Source organism: Mesorhizobium sp. P5_C1, from assembly GCF_054049815.1.
Genome location: NZ_JBFULQ010000111.1, coordinates 1 through 14,235, shown reverse-complemented (window position 1 = coordinate 14,235; position 14,235 = coordinate 1). Strand labels below are relative to the sequence as shown.

Here is a 14,235-nt window from a genome sequence, read left to right as displayed (position 1 = left end):
GAACAGCACCAGCCCGACATCATCGGCATGTCGGCACTGCTGACCACGACCATGCCCTACATGAAGGTCGTCATCGACACGATGAAGGAAAAGGGCATCCGCGACGATTATGTCGTGCTGGTCGGCGGTGCGCCGCTGAACGAGGAATTCGGCAAAGCCGTCGGCGCCGACGCCTATTGCCGCGACGCCGCAGTGGCGGTCGAGACCGCCAAGGACTTCATGAAGCGCAAGCACAACGTGCGGACTTGAGCACAACAGTTCGATCCATGTTTGTGACCGAGAACGCCGCCATGCACCCGGATGGCAAGATGGCCTGAATCGCTTGGCACGAAGGGGGCTGAGGTCCGTATGCGCATCGAGTCGATCAAAGTCTATCAGGTCCTTCTGCCTGTCAAAGGCGGCGCCTACCGGATGGCTAGCGATACCGTGCAGAATCTGGATAGCACACTCGTTGAAGTGACCACCGAAGACGGACTGTCAGGCTGGGGTGAGACGTGCCCGGTCGGCCCTGTTTATCAGCCCCAACATGCCCTGGGTGCGAGAGCGGCAATTGCCGAAATAGCGCCTGGACTCATTGGTGAGGACACTGCGTCCATGCGCCGCCTCGCGAAAAGAATGGACGAGCGGTTGAACGGTCACAACTATGCCAAGGCGGCCTTGGACATAGCCCTCCTCGACCTCGCCGGCCTGCGGCTGGGTGTTCCGGTTTCAACACTTCTGGGCGGGGCGCTCACCGATCGTGTACCGTCTTACTACTCGACTATTGTCGGTGCACCGGACGAGACGGCGCGTATTGCCGTCGACAAGGTCAAGGCCGGATACCCACGACTTCAGATCAAGATAGGCGGACAGGATCTCGAGCAAGACGTCGCCACCGTGCACAAGGTATGGGAAGTGGTTGGCTTCAAGGCCCGGATAGCCGTCGACGCCAATCGTGGCCTCACCGCCGCGGCGGCGTTGCACATCGATCGGCTTTGCCAGGCAATCCCGTTCGTGTTCGAACAGCCTTGCAACACAATGGAGGAAGTCGCGAGTCTCAAGGGACGCGTGACCCATCCGGTCTACCTTGATGAGAATACCGAGGATTTGAATGCCGTCCTGCGGGCAGTTTCTTCAGGTATCGCGGACGGATTCGGATTGAAGGTCACCCGCCTTGGTGGCCTTACCAAGATGGTCACGGTCCGCGACCTGTGTGCGATACGATCGCTCCCGCACAGCTGCGACGATGCCTGGGGTGGGGACGTCATCGCCGCGGCCTGCGTGCACCTCGCCGCTACCGTCGAGCCGAGCCGTTTTGAGGGCGCCTGGATCGCGCAGGAATACATCGAAGGGCATACCGACCCGGTAAACCCCGTCGTCATCGAAAACGGGCATATACGCGTCCCGCAGATGCCAGGGCTCGGTGTCAAGCCTGAGCGCTCCCGGCTCAAAGCGCCTGTCGCGACTTTCGGAGGCTGAGGATCCTCTGATGTTCGCGGCGATTGTATCTGCCAGTATCGTCGGCAGCTAACCGCGGAAGTGCTTTTGCGAACCTCCGGAATGTCTCGCGGGGCGCCTGGGGGCTGGCGCTCCAGGACTTCATCAGCCGCAAAAAAGTCGATATGCAGGATGTGTGGTATTGATAGCGTCAAGCCATCAAAAGCCGGAGATCCTGCATGCGACTGACAGTGCTCGTTGCCGCCCTTTCGATAGCCTTGCCCGCGGCTGCCTTCGCCGGACCAGCGTCCGATGCGGTGAAGTTCTTCTATGTGCCGGCGGTCAAATTCGAGGCTGACGAGCAATACCGGGATCGGTTTACCGAGCCGGTGACGAACTTGTTCAACCTGAACGACCAGGCAACGAAAAAGAACCCTGACGAGGTCGCCTGCATCGATTTCGATCCCGGTCTGGACGCGCAGGACTTCGATCAGAAGACTGTCTCGAAAACGCTGAAACTGTCCGAGAAGCTGGATGGTGACACCGCCGAGGTTACAGCGTCCTTCAGCCTCTTTGCGGAAGGCGATGACTCCAAGCGTGACATGGTCTGGTCGCTCAAGAAGATCGAGGGCAAGTGGAAGATATCGGACATTGCCTCCAAGACCAGCGACTGGAAGCTCAGCGCGCTGGAATGCGTGGCCGGCCAGACGCCGGAGTGAAGGCGATGGTCCGTCGCCGGATCCTGGCACTGTCGGCCATGTGCCTGCTGGCAGCGGGTCCGAGCGGCGCCGCCGCGCAAGGGCTGTTCGGTGCGCCGCCGGCAAACGCGCCGGCTGACAGCGCCCCGGGCGACAGCGGGGCGCCAGCTGCAAATGCGCCCGGCGGTGCGGTGGAACCCGCAACGCCACCAGTGGCATGGCCGCCCAGCGAGCCCGCCGCACCCATCCAGCCGGGATCGCCGACGGCGGTGGTGCGGCCATTTTACGATCAGGTCGGGCTCGAACTCGATCCGGCGCAGCGCAGCCATTTCATCGATCCGGCGAAAACCGTTCTCGACAAGAGCGACGCCTTGCGCAAATCCGGACAGGGCGAATGCCTCGACCCCAACATGGCGCTCGACAACGCGAACTATGACAAAGCCGAGATCGACAAGAGCCTGAAGACGCTGGAAGCGATCAATGGCGACAAGGCCAAGGTCATTGTCGCCTTCGTTGTCGCCGGCAACCCGCACCGGCTGGAATGGAAGTTCAGCAAGGTCGACGGCGACTGGAAGATATCGGACCTGTTGTCGGTGACCGGCGAATGGGCGCTCAGCCAATATCAGTGCGAATGAGAGGGAGACCAAAAGCGCGTTGTTGAAACGGATTCAGGCGACGCGCTTTAAGTCTTTGTTCCTATATATGCCGTTGCCTCAAAACCGGCGTCAATTTTGGGTGACATGCATCAGCCGCGCCCGCGATAGGGCGCCACTCCGGTATCCGGCAACCAGGCGCCTTCCGGCGGCGCGCCGGTCTGCCAGAACACGTCGATCGGAATGCCGCCGCGCGGGAACCAGTAGCCGCCGATGCGCAGCCACAGCGGCTTGGTTGCCGCCACGATGCGGCGGCCGATCATGACGGTGCATTCTTCATGGAAGGCGCCGTGGTTGCGAAATGAGGTCATGAACAGTTTCAGCGACTTCGATTCCACCAGCAGCGCATCGGGGGCGTAGTCGATGACGATATGGGCGAAGTCCGGCTGGCCGGTGACCGGGCACAGCGAGGTGAATTCCGGGCAGGTGAAGCGCACGATTGCGGGCGGGCCGTCGCCGCGCGTAAACGGCACGGTCTCCAGCACCGCCTGATCGGGGCTCTGGGGGGTCTCGACGTGTGCGCCGAGCTGGGTAAGGTTCTTGGTGACGGTCATGGGCAGCATTCCTTCGAATTTGCCGCTCATTAGCACCGGACCGAAAAGCGCGCAGCGGTTTTCGGACGAATCCGATCATTAAATAGGATCTGAACCATCGGACCGAAAAGTGCCCCGGCATCGTTGGTGGCGCGCGGTCGGCCCTGCGTACGAGAGCCCGTGTACGTCGGTCAGGCCGCGCGCCCGCACGTCATCGGCTTGTCGCCAGACAACGTACGATTCTGTGAGTTGCTGCGTCTCAGACCATTCTGGCGACGGCCATGCAGAGCACGGTGACGACCAGCAGCCGCGCGGCGATGCGCTCGCCCGTCGCCATTCTGGCGCGCAGTTGCGTTTCGGTTTCCGCATTTGCGCCGGCAAGCCGCCGGCTGGGCGCCCTGACCATGGCGCCGAGCACGCCCGCGGCGGCGAAAGCGGTCAGGATGCCAAGCGCCAGCACCATTTCCATCGAGCCGAAATAGGCGCCGTGGAAGAAATACCAGRGCAGCGCTCCGGTCAGGAAAACCATGCCGGCCGCACCCATTTGCGGCTGGATGAAGCGCTCGGCACGGATATCGGGATCGCGCGCCAGCGTGATCGTCGTGCCTGCCCAGAATACGCCCGCCATGACGTGAAGGCCGATAACGACGATGTAGACGTACTGCATGACCGGATTCTCCTGTTTCGTGCGTCAATATGATATAGTTAGATATCTAACGGTTAGGTGTCAATGTATAAACCACGGCCAGTTCCATCGGCCTTTCCCTTGTTCTAGTGTCTTGTGATGACGCCCTTTGAACGCCCGCCAGTCGGCATGAATCTCGGCCGTACCGCCAAGCTGGTTGCCCAGGCTTTTGACGCTGCCCTGGTCGAGGCTGGCGGCACGCTGCCTGTCTGGCTCACGCTRCTTTCGGTCAAATCAAGCAAGCTTGCCAACCAGCGCGAGCTTGCCGGCATGATCGGCATCCAGGGCGCGACGCTGACACACCATCTCAACGCGATGGAGACGCAGGGCCTGCTGACGCGCCGCCGCGATCCCGTCAACCGCCGGGTTCACCTGGTCGAACTGACCGATGCCGGAGAAGCTTTGTTCGAGACCTTGCGCAAGGCAGCTCTTGTTTTCGACAAGCGGCTGCGGGTGGGTCTTTCCGACGAGCGCTTGGCTGAGTTCGCACAGGTGCTGGCGGCCTTGCGGGCCAATGTGGAAAGCTAGGGCAGGCTCAGTCGTCGTAGCTCTGGATTGCGCCAAAGGTGTAGTGGCGCAGCTTCAGTGCGGTGATCAGGTTGGTCAGTTTGGTCTTGCCGTCGAAACTGTCCTGGAACATCTCGTCATGCATCAGCAGGATCAGCTTGTGCGGCTTCACGAAGCGGCCGTAGCCGAACAGGTGATCGATCTCGCTGACCAGATGGTCGACGCTCTGCACCGGCTCGCCGCTGTCCTTGTGCACCCATTCATGGTCCCAGCCGTAGAGATAAAAGCCTGAGGCCGCGACAAACTCATAGTCGGGCTCCTCGCGGCCCTCCTGGGCCAGGCCAAGCGAAGTGTCGTTCTTCGACATCGAGGGCAGCCTGAACACGTCGCGCCCCGGCAGCCGGGCGTGCACCACCGGCTTGAGGCCGAGCACCGCGTTTGCCCGCATCATGTCGGCGACGACGCCTTCGGTGTCGGCGTAGTAATGCTGGTAGCGGTTGTTGGCGTGGCTGTAGCTGTGGTTGCCGAGCGTAACCAGCGGAAGCTGTTTGGCGCGCTGGACGAGCGCCCTGTTGGCGGTGCTTGCTTGCGCATGCATGCCGACCATGAACATGGTCGCCGGAACCTGTTCGGCTTCCAGCACGTCGAGGATGTTGCTGGTGCCGTTCAGCGGGCCATCGTCAAAGGTGAGATAGATTGTGCGATCCGCCCCATGGGCGGGGAACGCAAAAATCAACAGTGCCGCCAGGACAATCCGAAACGGTGTCATCACCCGCACTATCAGGTTGCGATGACGACAGGCCGCCATGTCCACAACGGCTTGTCAAGGCGGGCGGTGCATGTCGCCCAAAGGTGCGCAGCGGTTCTGGGGCAACGACATGGAGAAAACGGAGAGACAAATCGCGTCGGATGTCTCCGCTCGAGCGCGACGCGCTTTGCCTACGCCAGGCTTCCCTGCAGCACCGTCAGCCTGGCCTTCTTCGGCATGCGGGCCGTCAGCCACTCCAGCGCCTTATCCTGCGGCATCGGGAAGGCGATGGAATAGCCCTGCACCTGATCGCAGCCGATTGCCATCAGCGAATCGAGCTCGGCCTCGGTTTCAGCGCCTTCGGCAACGATCGAGATGCCAAGGCCACGCGCCAGCTCGGTGATGGCACGCACGATCTTCGAGTTGTCGCCATTCTCATGGATGTTCTGAACGAAGCGGCGGTCGATCTTCAGCCGGTCGATCTCGTTGGGGTTTACGTGGCTGAGCGAGGCATAGCCGGTGCCGAAATCATCGAGTTCGAGATGGACGCCGGCTGCCCTGATATGGCGCAGCTTGGCGGCGATGCCGGTCTTCTCGTCGTCGAGAATGACGGACTCGACGATTTCCAGCGACAGTTTCTGYGGCGGCAGCCCAGCCTTCTCCAGCGTCTCGAACAGGAACGCATCGAAGTCGTGCTCGCGCAGTTCGGTGCCTGAAACATTGACGGCAAGCCGCCCAAAGGCAATGCCGGCGCGGTTCCATTCGGCGGCTTCGTTGATCGCCTTCGAGATGACGATGCGGCCGATCTCCGGCATGAAGCCGCATTTCTCGGCGACCGGAATGAATTCGCCGGGCGAGATCATGCCGCGCTCGGCATGGTTCCAGCGCACCAGCGCCTCGATGCCGCTGATCGTGCCGTCGGTCAACGAGACCTGCGGCTGGAAATAGACCTGGAACGCCCGGTCCGCGATGGCGATCTTGATGTCGTGCTCGAGCTGCTTGCGATAGTCGAGCTCGCGGCGCAACTCTTCGGAGAAGAACGAGAAGTTGCTGCCTCCCAGCTTCTTGGCGGAGTAGAGTGCCAGGTCGGCGTGGACCAGCAGGTCCTGCGCATTGTCGGCGTCGACCGGGTAGACGGCGATGCCGGCGCTGGCGCCCGGAAGAATGGTCGTGCCCTGGAAGATGATCGGCTCGTTGATGTGGGCCAGGATACGCCGCGCCAGCATGTTGATGTCTTCGGTGCCGCCGGCGCCGCCGAGGATCATGACGAACTCGTCGCCGCCCAGGCGTACGCACAGGTCCGATGCCCGGCAGGAATCGCGCATGCGCTGCGCCGTGACGACCAGCACATAGTCGCCGGCGGCGTGGCCGAGCGTATCGTTGATCTGCTTGAACCGGTCGAGGTCGAGCTGGACGACGGCAAGCCGCTCACGACGCCGTTGCGAGCCCTTGATCAGCGTATCGAAATGATCGGTCAGGAACGTGCGGTTGTGCAGGCCGGTGAGGCCGTCATGCACCGCGATGAAGGCCATGGAATTGCGCGCGTCGATCAGCTCATGCGTCTTGCGCAGGATGGCGTTCGACATCGGCCGGAAGATGAAGAGCGCCACCAGCACGATCACCCCGAGGGTGGCGTAGAACAGCGTGCGGTGAAGCGCGAGCAGCTTCTCGGCGCGCTCGTCGGCATCGGCGCTGATGCGCTGGCCAAGCGCTGCGTAGCCCGACAAGGTCGCGTTGGCGACAGAGGCATCGAGATTGACGCGCTCGCCGCTGCCCTTGTAGCCGTCACTGGCGCCCGTCAGCTGGGATTCAAAGGATGAAATCAGCCGCTTGCCATTGGCGACGAGGCCTACCGAGAAATAATCGAGATGGAACGGCTTGGCGAACAGCACGCTCTCGGTCGATTTCGGGTCCAAACGGGCAGGCGACATCGGGTCGGCATTGGTCTGCTCGAGCAGCAGATMGTAGTTCGTCTCGAACTCCGCCGTCGCCTGCTTGAGAGCGCTGACCAGTGCCGGCTGCTTGTCACGCGAACCGGAACTCGTTGCGCCGGCAAGGAAGACGATGCGCTGCGACAGCGTCTTTTGCGTGCTGACGATGTCGAGCAAGGTGTTGTTGTGCTGCTGGGTGGCCATCATCTGCTGCAGCAGGATGAAGGAGGCTATCACCATGGCGGCGATGATCAGCAGGGCCAGCCAGTAGCCAGCCTTGATCAGCAGTATGAGCTTGCCTGAAACGGTTTGCACCGGCTGCTGCGACATGTTGTGGGGCGGCCCTCTCGCCAACGGATTCTTGTTGCGAGGACCATTGGCTTGCAAACGTTAACAGGTCTGGAAATCGACAGCCGGACGGCGAGGGGGAAACGCTTAAAGATCGCGAAATGGTTATCGGCTGGTTTCGTGCTGTGTCGGCATTTGAGAGGTCGTCGGCCAGCACTGTTGTCGTGACGTCGCTTCCGCGGCCGCATGACGATGCATATCGGGGCCGCCTGCCCACCGATCCGGTCGTTTTTGCGATGGATTTTTCGCGCGGGCCGGACGACAGTCGGCCCACATCAAACGAGGCCCGATCATGACCGCAGCATTTCTCTCTCACATCGACAGCGAACTCGCGGGGCTCAAGTCGGCCGGCCTCTATAAATCCGAGCGGGTGATCTCTTCGACCCAGTCGGCGCAGATCGAGGTCGGCGGCCAGAAGGTGCTTAATTTCTGCGCCAATAACTATCTCGGCCTCGCCGATAGCGCCGACCTGCGTGCGGCGGCCAGCCAGGCGCTCGACCGCTATGGCTACGGCATGGCCTCGGTGCGCTTCATCTGCGGCACGCAGGAGGAACACAAGCAGCTCGAGGCGACGATTTCATCCTTCCTCGGCCTGGAGGACACCATCCTCTACGGCTCCTGCTTCGACGCCAATGGCGGCCTGTTCGAGACACTCCTCGGCGAGAACGATGCGATCATTTCCGATGCGCTGAACCACGCCTCGATCATCGACGGCGTGCGGCTGTCGAAGGCAAAACGCTTCCGCTACGCCAACAACGACATGGCCGACCTCGAAGCGCGGCTGAAGGAGGCGAAGGATTGCCGCTTCCGGCTGATCGCCACCGACGGTGTGTTTTCCATGGATGGCATCATCGCCAATCTAAGGGGTGTCTGCGACCTCGCCGACAAATACGATGCCATGGTGATGGTCGATGACAGCCATGCGGTCGGCTTCGTCGGCCAGAATGGCCACGGCTCGGCCGAGCATTGCGGCGTCGAGGGCAGGGTCGACATCATCACCGGCACGCTCGGCAAGGCGCTCGGCGGTGCATCCGGCGGTTACACATCGGGCAAAAGCCAAGTGGTCGACTGGCTGCGCCAGCGCTCGCGGCCCTATCTCTTCTCCAACACGCTGATGCCGGCGATCGCCGGCGCCTCGATCAAGGTGTTCGACCTGATCCGCAATGGCGACGCCTTGCGCGAACGCCTATATGCGAATGCGGCACGGTTCAGGTCGCAGATGGGCAAACTGGGCTTCACGCTGGCCGGGGCCGATCATCCAATCATTCCGGTGATGCTGGGCGACGCGACGCTGGCGCAGGAGATGGCGGCGCGCATGCTGAAGCGTGGCATCTATGTCATCGGCTTTTCCTTCCCGGTGGTGCCGAAGGGCCAGGCACGCATTCGCACGCAGATGTCGGCGGCGCACTCCAGTGCCGACATCGACCGCGCGGTCGAGGCGTTCGGCGCCGTCGGGCGCGAACTCGGGGTGATTTCCTGAAAGGCCGAAGTCGCAAAGCGATTCCGGAACAAGAGATTCAAGGGATAAAAGCATGTCGAACATGATGAAGGCGCTGGTGAAGGCCAAGGCCGAGCCGGGCATCTGGATGGAAGAGGTGCCGGTGCCGGAGATCGGCCCCAACGACGTGCTGATCAAGGTCAGGAAGACGGCGATCTGCGGCACCGACGTCCACATCTACAATTGGGACCAGTGGGCGCAAAAGACCGTGCCGGTGCCGATGGTGACGGGCCATGAATTCGTCGGCACGGTTGCCGATTTCGGCGCCGCGGTCACCGAATACAAGGTCGGCCAGCGCGTGTCGGGCGAAGGCCACATCGTCTGCGGCCACTGCCGCAACTGCCGGGCGGGCAGGGGACATCTGTGCCGCAACACGCTCGGCGTCGGCGTCAACCGCCCCGGCGCCTTCGGCGAGTATCTGGCGATCCCGCAGCACAACGTCGTGCCGATCCCCGACGACGTGCCAGACGAGATCGCCGCGATTTTCGATCCGCTCGGCAATGCGGTCCATACCGCCCTGTCCTTCGATCTGGTCGGGGAGGATGTGCTGGTCACCGGGGCCGGGCCGATCGGCATCATGGGCGCGCTGGTGGCGCAATGTGTCGGCGCGCGAAAGGTGGTCATCACCGACATCAACCCGGTGCGGCTGGCGCTGGCGAAAAAGCTCGGCGTGCAGCATGTCGTCGACGCCTCGAAGGAAAAGCTGCGCGACGTCATGCCGGTGCTCGGCATGACCGAGGGTTTCGACGTCGGTCTCGAAATGTCGGGGGCGGCGCCGGCCTTCCGCGACATGATCGACACGATGAACAATGGCGGCAAGATCGCCATTTTAGGCATTGCGCCCACCGGCTTCGAGATCGACTGGAACAAGGTCATCTTCAAGATGCTGCATCTCAAGGGCATCTACGGCCGCGAAATGTTCGAGACCTGGTACAAGATGATCGCGCTGGTGCAGGGCCCGCTCGATGTTTCCGGGTTGATCACGCACCGCATCGGCATCGACGACTTCCAGACCGGCTTCGATGCAATGCGCAGCGGCAGTTCCGGCAAGGTGGTGATGGACTGGTAGGCAACTAGAAAAGTYGGCGGGGCAGTACCCCCCTCTGGCCTGCCGGCCATCTCCCCCGCAAGGAGGGAGATCGGATGTCGCGGATGCCTTCGCCAACTACCTGCGCTGTAGGGATCGGCGGAGCGCCGAAGCTGCCAATCTCCCCCCTTGCGGGGGAGATGTCCGGCAGGACGGGGGGGGTGGGAAGGATCACCACTGAACGGCGTCATTGCTTTTCCACGGGTCTGTACAGCGCCACCTCCAGCGCCGCCACTCCATTGATAATCCCCGCGCACTCGCCGGCGCTCAGCTTGTCCAGCAATCCCCGCTCGAACGCCTTCGCCAGCGGCACCATTTCGCGATAGGCGGCAAGCCCCGCCTTGGTCAGGGTCAGATGCTCGACGCGGCGGTCGTTTTCATCTGAAGTGCGCGTCAGCCAGCGCCGCCGTTCGAGTTCGGCGACAGCGCGCGACACCTTGGTCTTGTGCATGGCCGATTGCTCGCCGAGCGCTGTCGCGGTCATCGTGCCGTGCTGGCCGAGCCCCGAAAGGGTGCGCCATTCAGGCCGGGTCAGGCCATGACTGTCCTTGTATATCCCCGCGAATTCGCGGCTGACGGCGTCGGCCAGGCGATAGAGCCGGTAGGGAAGGAAGTTTTCCAGGTCGAGGATTTCCATGGTTGCACATCCGGCAGAAGCATTGGCATTGATAGTTACATTTTCGATGGTTACAAATGAAACAAGTTTGGTCAATTCCGGGAGGAAGCGATGGCCTTTTCCTACATGCCGGGCTTCGGCAACGACTTCGAAACCGAAACCTTGCCCGGCTCGCTGCCGCAGGGACGGAATTCGCCGCAGCGGCCGGCCTATGGCCTCTATGCCGAGCAGCTTTCCGGTTCGCCGTTCACCGCTCCGCGCGGCACAAATGAGCGCTCCTGGCTCTATCGGATCCGGCCGAGCGTGAAGCACACCGGCCGTTTCAAACCGGCGAGCTATCCATTGTGGAAGAGCGCTCCCAATGTCGGCGACCACGAGTTGGCGCTCGGCCAGTACCGCTGGAACCCGGTGCCGATGCCGAAGGAGCCGACCGATTTCATCACCGGCATGCGCAGCATCACCACCGCCGGCGACGTGCTCGGGCAAACCGGCATGGCGGCCCACGTCTATGTCGCCAACCGCTCGATGGTCGACGACCATTTTTTCAACGCCGATGGCGAGTTGCTCATCGTGCCTCAGGTCGGCGCCTTGCGCTTCGTCACCGAGATGGGCGTCATCGAGCTTCGGCCCGGCGAGATCGCCGTGCTGCCCCGCGGGCTTGTGTTCAAGGTCGAGCTGGTCGATGCCGAAGTGCGCGGCTATGTCTGCGAGAACTATGGCGCCAAGCTGACCCTGCCGGACCGTGGCCCGATCGGCGCCAATTGCCTGGCCAATCCGCGCGATTTCAAGACGCCTTGCGCCTGGTTCGAGGAGAAGGAGACACCGTGCCGGCTGACGGTGAAATGGTGCGGCAACTTCCATGTCACCGAGATCGGCCACTCGCCGCTGGACGTCGTTGCCTGGCACGGCAACTACGCACCCTATAAATATGATCTGGCCACCTTTTCGCCGGTCGGCGCCATCCTGTTCGATCATCCCGATCCGTCGATCTTCACCGTGCTGACGGCGCCGAGCGGCGAGGAAGGCACCGCCAACATCGACTTCGTCATCTTCCCGCCGCGCTGGCTGGTGGCGGAGGATACGTTCCGGCCGCCCTGGTATCACCGCAACATCATGAGCGAGTTCATGGGGCTGATCCACGGTCAGTACGATGCCAAGGAGGAAGGCTTCGTTCCCGGCGGCATCAGCCTGCACAATCTGATGCTGGCCCACGGCCCGGATGCGCCTGGCTTCGAAAAGGCCTCGCGCGCGGACCTGAAACCGGTCAAGCTCGACAACACCTTGGCCTTCATGTTCGAGACCCGTTTTCCGCAGATGCTGACCCGCTACGGCGCCGAACTGGAAACCCGGCAGGACAACTACATCGACTGCTGGGCCGATCTGAAGAAGCGCTTCAACGGCACGCCCGAGGGCGACTGGTCTTGAGCGGCGAGCCGATACCGGACCGGCTGGTGCTTTTGGGCTCGAAGGGCGGCCCGGCGCTGCGGCCGGGTGGCCCATGGCCGAGTTCGTCGCTGCTGCAGATGGGCGGTCGCAGCATTGTCATCGACTGCGGGCTTGGCGTAACGCGGGGTCTCGTCGACGCCGGCATTGGGCTGAAGGCGCTCGACCTGATCTTCATCACGCATCTGCATTCCGACCATGTGCTGGAACTCGGGCCGCTGGTCCACACCGCCTGGACGGCCGGTCTGGCCTCGCCCGTCAGCGTGTACGGTCCGCCCGGAACCGGCCATTACTGGCGGCGCTTTTGTCAGGCTATGGAATTCGACATCGAAATCCGCATCGTCGACGAAGGCCGGCCGGATATTCGCGAGCTGGTTTCGATCAACGAATTCACCGAAGGCTTGATTGTCGAGCAACACGGCCTCGAGGTTTCAGCGCTGCGCGTCGACCATCCGCCGGTGACCGACTGCTTTGCGCTGCGCTTCGAGCGTGGCGGGAAAAGCGTGGTGTTCTCCACCGATACGGCCTTCTTTCCGCCGCTCGCTGATTTTGCCCAAGGCGCCGACATCCTCGTCCACGAAGCTATGCTGGAGGAAGGCATAGAGCGGCTGGTGGCCAAAACCGGCAATGGCGCGCGGCTGCGGGAACATCTGCTCGCCAGCCACAGCTTTGCCGAGGAGGCCGGGCGCATCGCCAGCGATGCGGGCGTGAAGAGGCTGGTGCTTAACCACCTCATTCCGGCCGACGATCCCGGGATCGTCGAGGCCGACTGGATCGCCGCTGTCAGGAAAACATGGGCCGGCGACTTGACGATCGCCCGCGACGGCCTTGTTGTGGAGTTCGCATGACCCTGAAAAGTGGAAACCGCTTTTCGCTGGAGATAATGCGTAAAACAAAAATCCAAAGCGGCGCCAAAGCCGTAACAGGAGAGGAAACCGCATGAAGCTTGCCACACTGAAGGATGGGACGCGTGACGGAAAACTCGTCGTCGTCTCGCGCGACCTGACACGCTTCACCGACGCCTCGTTCCTGGTGCGCACCCTGCAGGCAGCGCTCGACGACTGGCGGCGCATCGCCCCGCACCTCGCGACAATAGCGGAATCGCTGGAGAACAACGCGGTGCCGTCGGAGCGCTTCCACGAGCATGACGCGCACTCACCGCTGCCGCGCGCCTATCAATGGGCCGATGGCTCGGCCTATGTGAACCATGTCGAACTGGTGCGGAAAGCGCGCGGCGTCGAAATGCCGGCAAGTTTCTGGACCGACCCGCTGATCTACCAGGGCGGCTCGGATTCCTTCATCGCGCCGCGTGATCCGATCCGCATGGCCGACGAGGCCTTCGGCATCGACATGGAGGGGGAAGTCGCTGTCATTGTCGACGATGTACCTATGGGCGCCAGCCTCGATGAGGCACGCGCCGCGATCCGGCTGGTGATGCTGGTCAACGACGTGACGCTGCGTGCGCTCACCGGGCCGGAACTCGCCAAGGGTTTCGGCTTCTTCCAATCAAAGCCGTCCTCGGCGTTTTCACCTGCCGCGGTGACGCCTGATGAATTGGGCGATGCCTGGGATGGCGGCAAGGTCAGCCTGCCGCTGCTCGCCGACCTCAACGGCAAGCCGTTCGGCCGCGCCAATGCGGGCGTCGACATGACCTTCGATTTTCCGGCCCTGATCGTCCACGCCGCGAAAACGCGTCCACTTGCCGCCGGCACCATCATCGGTTCCGGCACCGTCTCCAACAAGCTCGACGGCGGACCAGGCAAGCCTGTCTCGGCCGGCGGCGCCGGCTATTCCTGCGTCGCCGAACTGCGCATGATCGAGACCATTGTATCAGGCGCGCCCAAAACGCCGTTCCTGYGCTTCGGCGACACGGTGCGCATCGAGATGAAGGACAGGACCGGGCATTCGATCTTCGGCGCCATCGAGCAGAAGGTCGAGAAATACGAGAGGTGAGGGACGCGGATGAGTAATTTGCCAACGTTCGGATTGGTCCTGATTCTTGGCGGGGTCGTTTCGTGGACTATCGGTGGGATGATCAGCTTCAGGACCGATTACGACGTTCACAACAGGGA

The 14,235-nt window shown here is 62.4% G+C and carries 15 protein-coding genes; 10 read left to right on the top strand and 5 right to left on the bottom strand.

Annotation, left to right across the window (positions count from 1 at the left end; translation table 11 throughout):
- The 4 genes from ACXJ7R_RS11900 to ACXJ7R_RS11885 form a co-directional block, all read left to right on the top strand.
- A partial coding sequence (locus tag ACXJ7R_RS11900) for a cobalamin-dependent protein (protein ID WP_457152004.1) occupies positions 1 to 249 on the top strand: 249 nt, incomplete at its 5' end.
- 99 nt (positions 250 to 348) lie between these two features.
- Complete coding sequence (locus ACXJ7R_RS11895; RefSeq protein ID WP_457152003.1) at positions 349 to 1,458, top strand: mandelate racemase/muconate lactonizing enzyme family protein; 1,110 nt, start codon at positions 349 to 351, stop codon at positions 1,456 to 1,458.
- A gap of 197 nt (positions 1,459 to 1,655) precedes the next feature.
- Positions 1,656 to 2,135 carry a DUF3828 domain-containing protein gene (locus tag ACXJ7R_RS11890; RefSeq protein ID WP_457152002.1) on the top strand — a complete coding sequence of 160 codons (480 nt, stop codon included), beginning with the start codon at positions 1,656 to 1,658 and terminating at the stop codon, positions 2,133 to 2,135.
- 5 nt (positions 2,136 to 2,140) lie between these two features.
- On the top strand, positions 2,141 to 2,749 hold the full coding sequence (locus ACXJ7R_RS11885; RefSeq protein ID WP_457152001.1) for a hypothetical protein: 609 nt from the start codon (positions 2,141 to 2,143) through the stop codon (positions 2,747 to 2,749).
- A 110-nt stretch (positions 2,750 to 2,859) separates the two neighbouring features.
- Here the strand turns inward: ACXJ7R_RS11885 and queF are convergent, their stop codons facing one another.
- Both queF and ACXJ7R_RS11875 read right to left on the bottom strand, forming a co-directional pair.
- Entirely contained in the window at positions 2,860 to 3,321 is a 462-nt protein-coding gene (gene queF / locus ACXJ7R_RS11880; protein WP_095086672.1) for a preQ(1) synthase, read from the bottom strand.
- A 238-nt stretch (positions 3,322 to 3,559) separates the two neighbouring features.
- The gene (locus tag ACXJ7R_RS11875; RefSeq protein ID WP_457152000.1) at positions 3,560 to 3,967 is read right to left on the bottom strand and encodes a hypothetical protein; all 408 of its coding nucleotides are present in this window, start codon (positions 3,965 to 3,967) and stop codon (positions 3,560 to 3,562) included.
- Between the two features lie 117 nt (positions 3,968 to 4,084).
- Between ACXJ7R_RS11875 and ACXJ7R_RS11870 the strand changes: the two genes are divergently transcribed.
- Positions 4,085 to 4,513: a MarR family winged helix-turn-helix transcriptional regulator gene (locus tag ACXJ7R_RS11870; protein ID WP_457151999.1), complete on the top strand. Its 429-nt coding sequence runs from the start codon at positions 4,085 to 4,087 to the stop codon at positions 4,511 to 4,513.
- Between the two features lie 7 nt (positions 4,514 to 4,520).
- On the opposite strand, the gene ACXJ7R_RS11865 is transcribed toward ACXJ7R_RS11870, so the two are convergent.
- Together ACXJ7R_RS11865 and ACXJ7R_RS11860 are read right to left on the bottom strand one after the other, a co-directional pair.
- Positions 4,521 to 5,261, bottom strand: coding sequence for a polysaccharide deacetylase family protein (locus ACXJ7R_RS11865; RefSeq protein WP_457151998.1), 741 nt, complete (start codon positions 5,259 to 5,261; stop codon positions 4,521 to 4,523).
- A 170-nt stretch (positions 5,262 to 5,431) separates the two neighbouring features.
- The gene (locus ACXJ7R_RS11860) at positions 5,432 to 7,501 is read right to left on the bottom strand and encodes a putative bifunctional diguanylate cyclase/phosphodiesterase (RefSeq protein WP_457151997.1); all 2,070 of its coding nucleotides are present in this window, start codon (positions 7,499 to 7,501) and stop codon (positions 5,432 to 5,434) included.
- A 310-nt stretch (positions 7,502 to 7,811) separates the two neighbouring features.
- On the opposite strand from ACXJ7R_RS11860, the gene ACXJ7R_RS11855 reads away from it, so the two are divergent.
- The gene (locus tag ACXJ7R_RS11855) at positions 7,812 to 8,999 is read left to right on the top strand and encodes a glycine C-acetyltransferase (RefSeq protein WP_457151996.1); all 1,188 of its coding nucleotides are present in this window, start codon (positions 7,812 to 7,814) and stop codon (positions 8,997 to 8,999) included.
- Positions 9,000 to 9,051: 52 nt separating this feature from the next.
- Complete coding sequence (tdh, locus tag ACXJ7R_RS11850; protein ID WP_040584004.1) at positions 9,052 to 10,086, top strand: L-threonine 3-dehydrogenase; 1,035 nt, start codon at positions 9,052 to 9,054, stop codon at positions 10,084 to 10,086.
- A 205-nt stretch (positions 10,087 to 10,291) separates the two neighbouring features.
- Here tdh and ACXJ7R_RS11845 read toward each other — a convergent pair whose 3' ends face one another.
- Positions 10,292 to 10,741, bottom strand: coding sequence for a MarR family winged helix-turn-helix transcriptional regulator (locus tag ACXJ7R_RS11845; protein ID WP_457151995.1), 450 nt, complete (start codon positions 10,739 to 10,741; stop codon positions 10,292 to 10,294).
- A gap of 90 nt (positions 10,742 to 10,831) precedes the next feature.
- Here ACXJ7R_RS11845 and hmgA point away from each other — a divergent pair, with 90 nt between their 5' ends.
- From hmgA to ACXJ7R_RS11830, 3 genes are all read left to right on the top strand, one after another.
- Positions 10,832 to 12,145 (top strand): homogentisate 1,2-dioxygenase, encoded by a 1,314-nt coding sequence (hmgA, locus tag ACXJ7R_RS11840; protein WP_457151994.1) that lies wholly within the window; start codon positions 10,832 to 10,834, stop codon positions 12,143 to 12,145.
- The gene (locus ACXJ7R_RS11835) at positions 12,142 to 13,011 is read left to right on the top strand and encodes an MBL fold metallo-hydrolase (RefSeq protein ID WP_457151993.1); all 870 of its coding nucleotides are present in this window, start codon (positions 12,142 to 12,144) and stop codon (positions 13,009 to 13,011) included. Before hmgA ends, ACXJ7R_RS11835 begins: the two co-directional genes overlap by 4 nt.
- 91 nt (positions 13,012 to 13,102) lie before the next feature.
- The gene (locus ACXJ7R_RS11830) at positions 13,103 to 14,116 is read left to right on the top strand and encodes a fumarylacetoacetate hydrolase family protein (RefSeq protein ID WP_457151992.1); all 1,014 of its coding nucleotides are present in this window, start codon (positions 13,103 to 13,105) and stop codon (positions 14,114 to 14,116) included.
- The last annotated feature ends 119 nt before the right edge of the window (positions 14,117 to 14,235 follow it).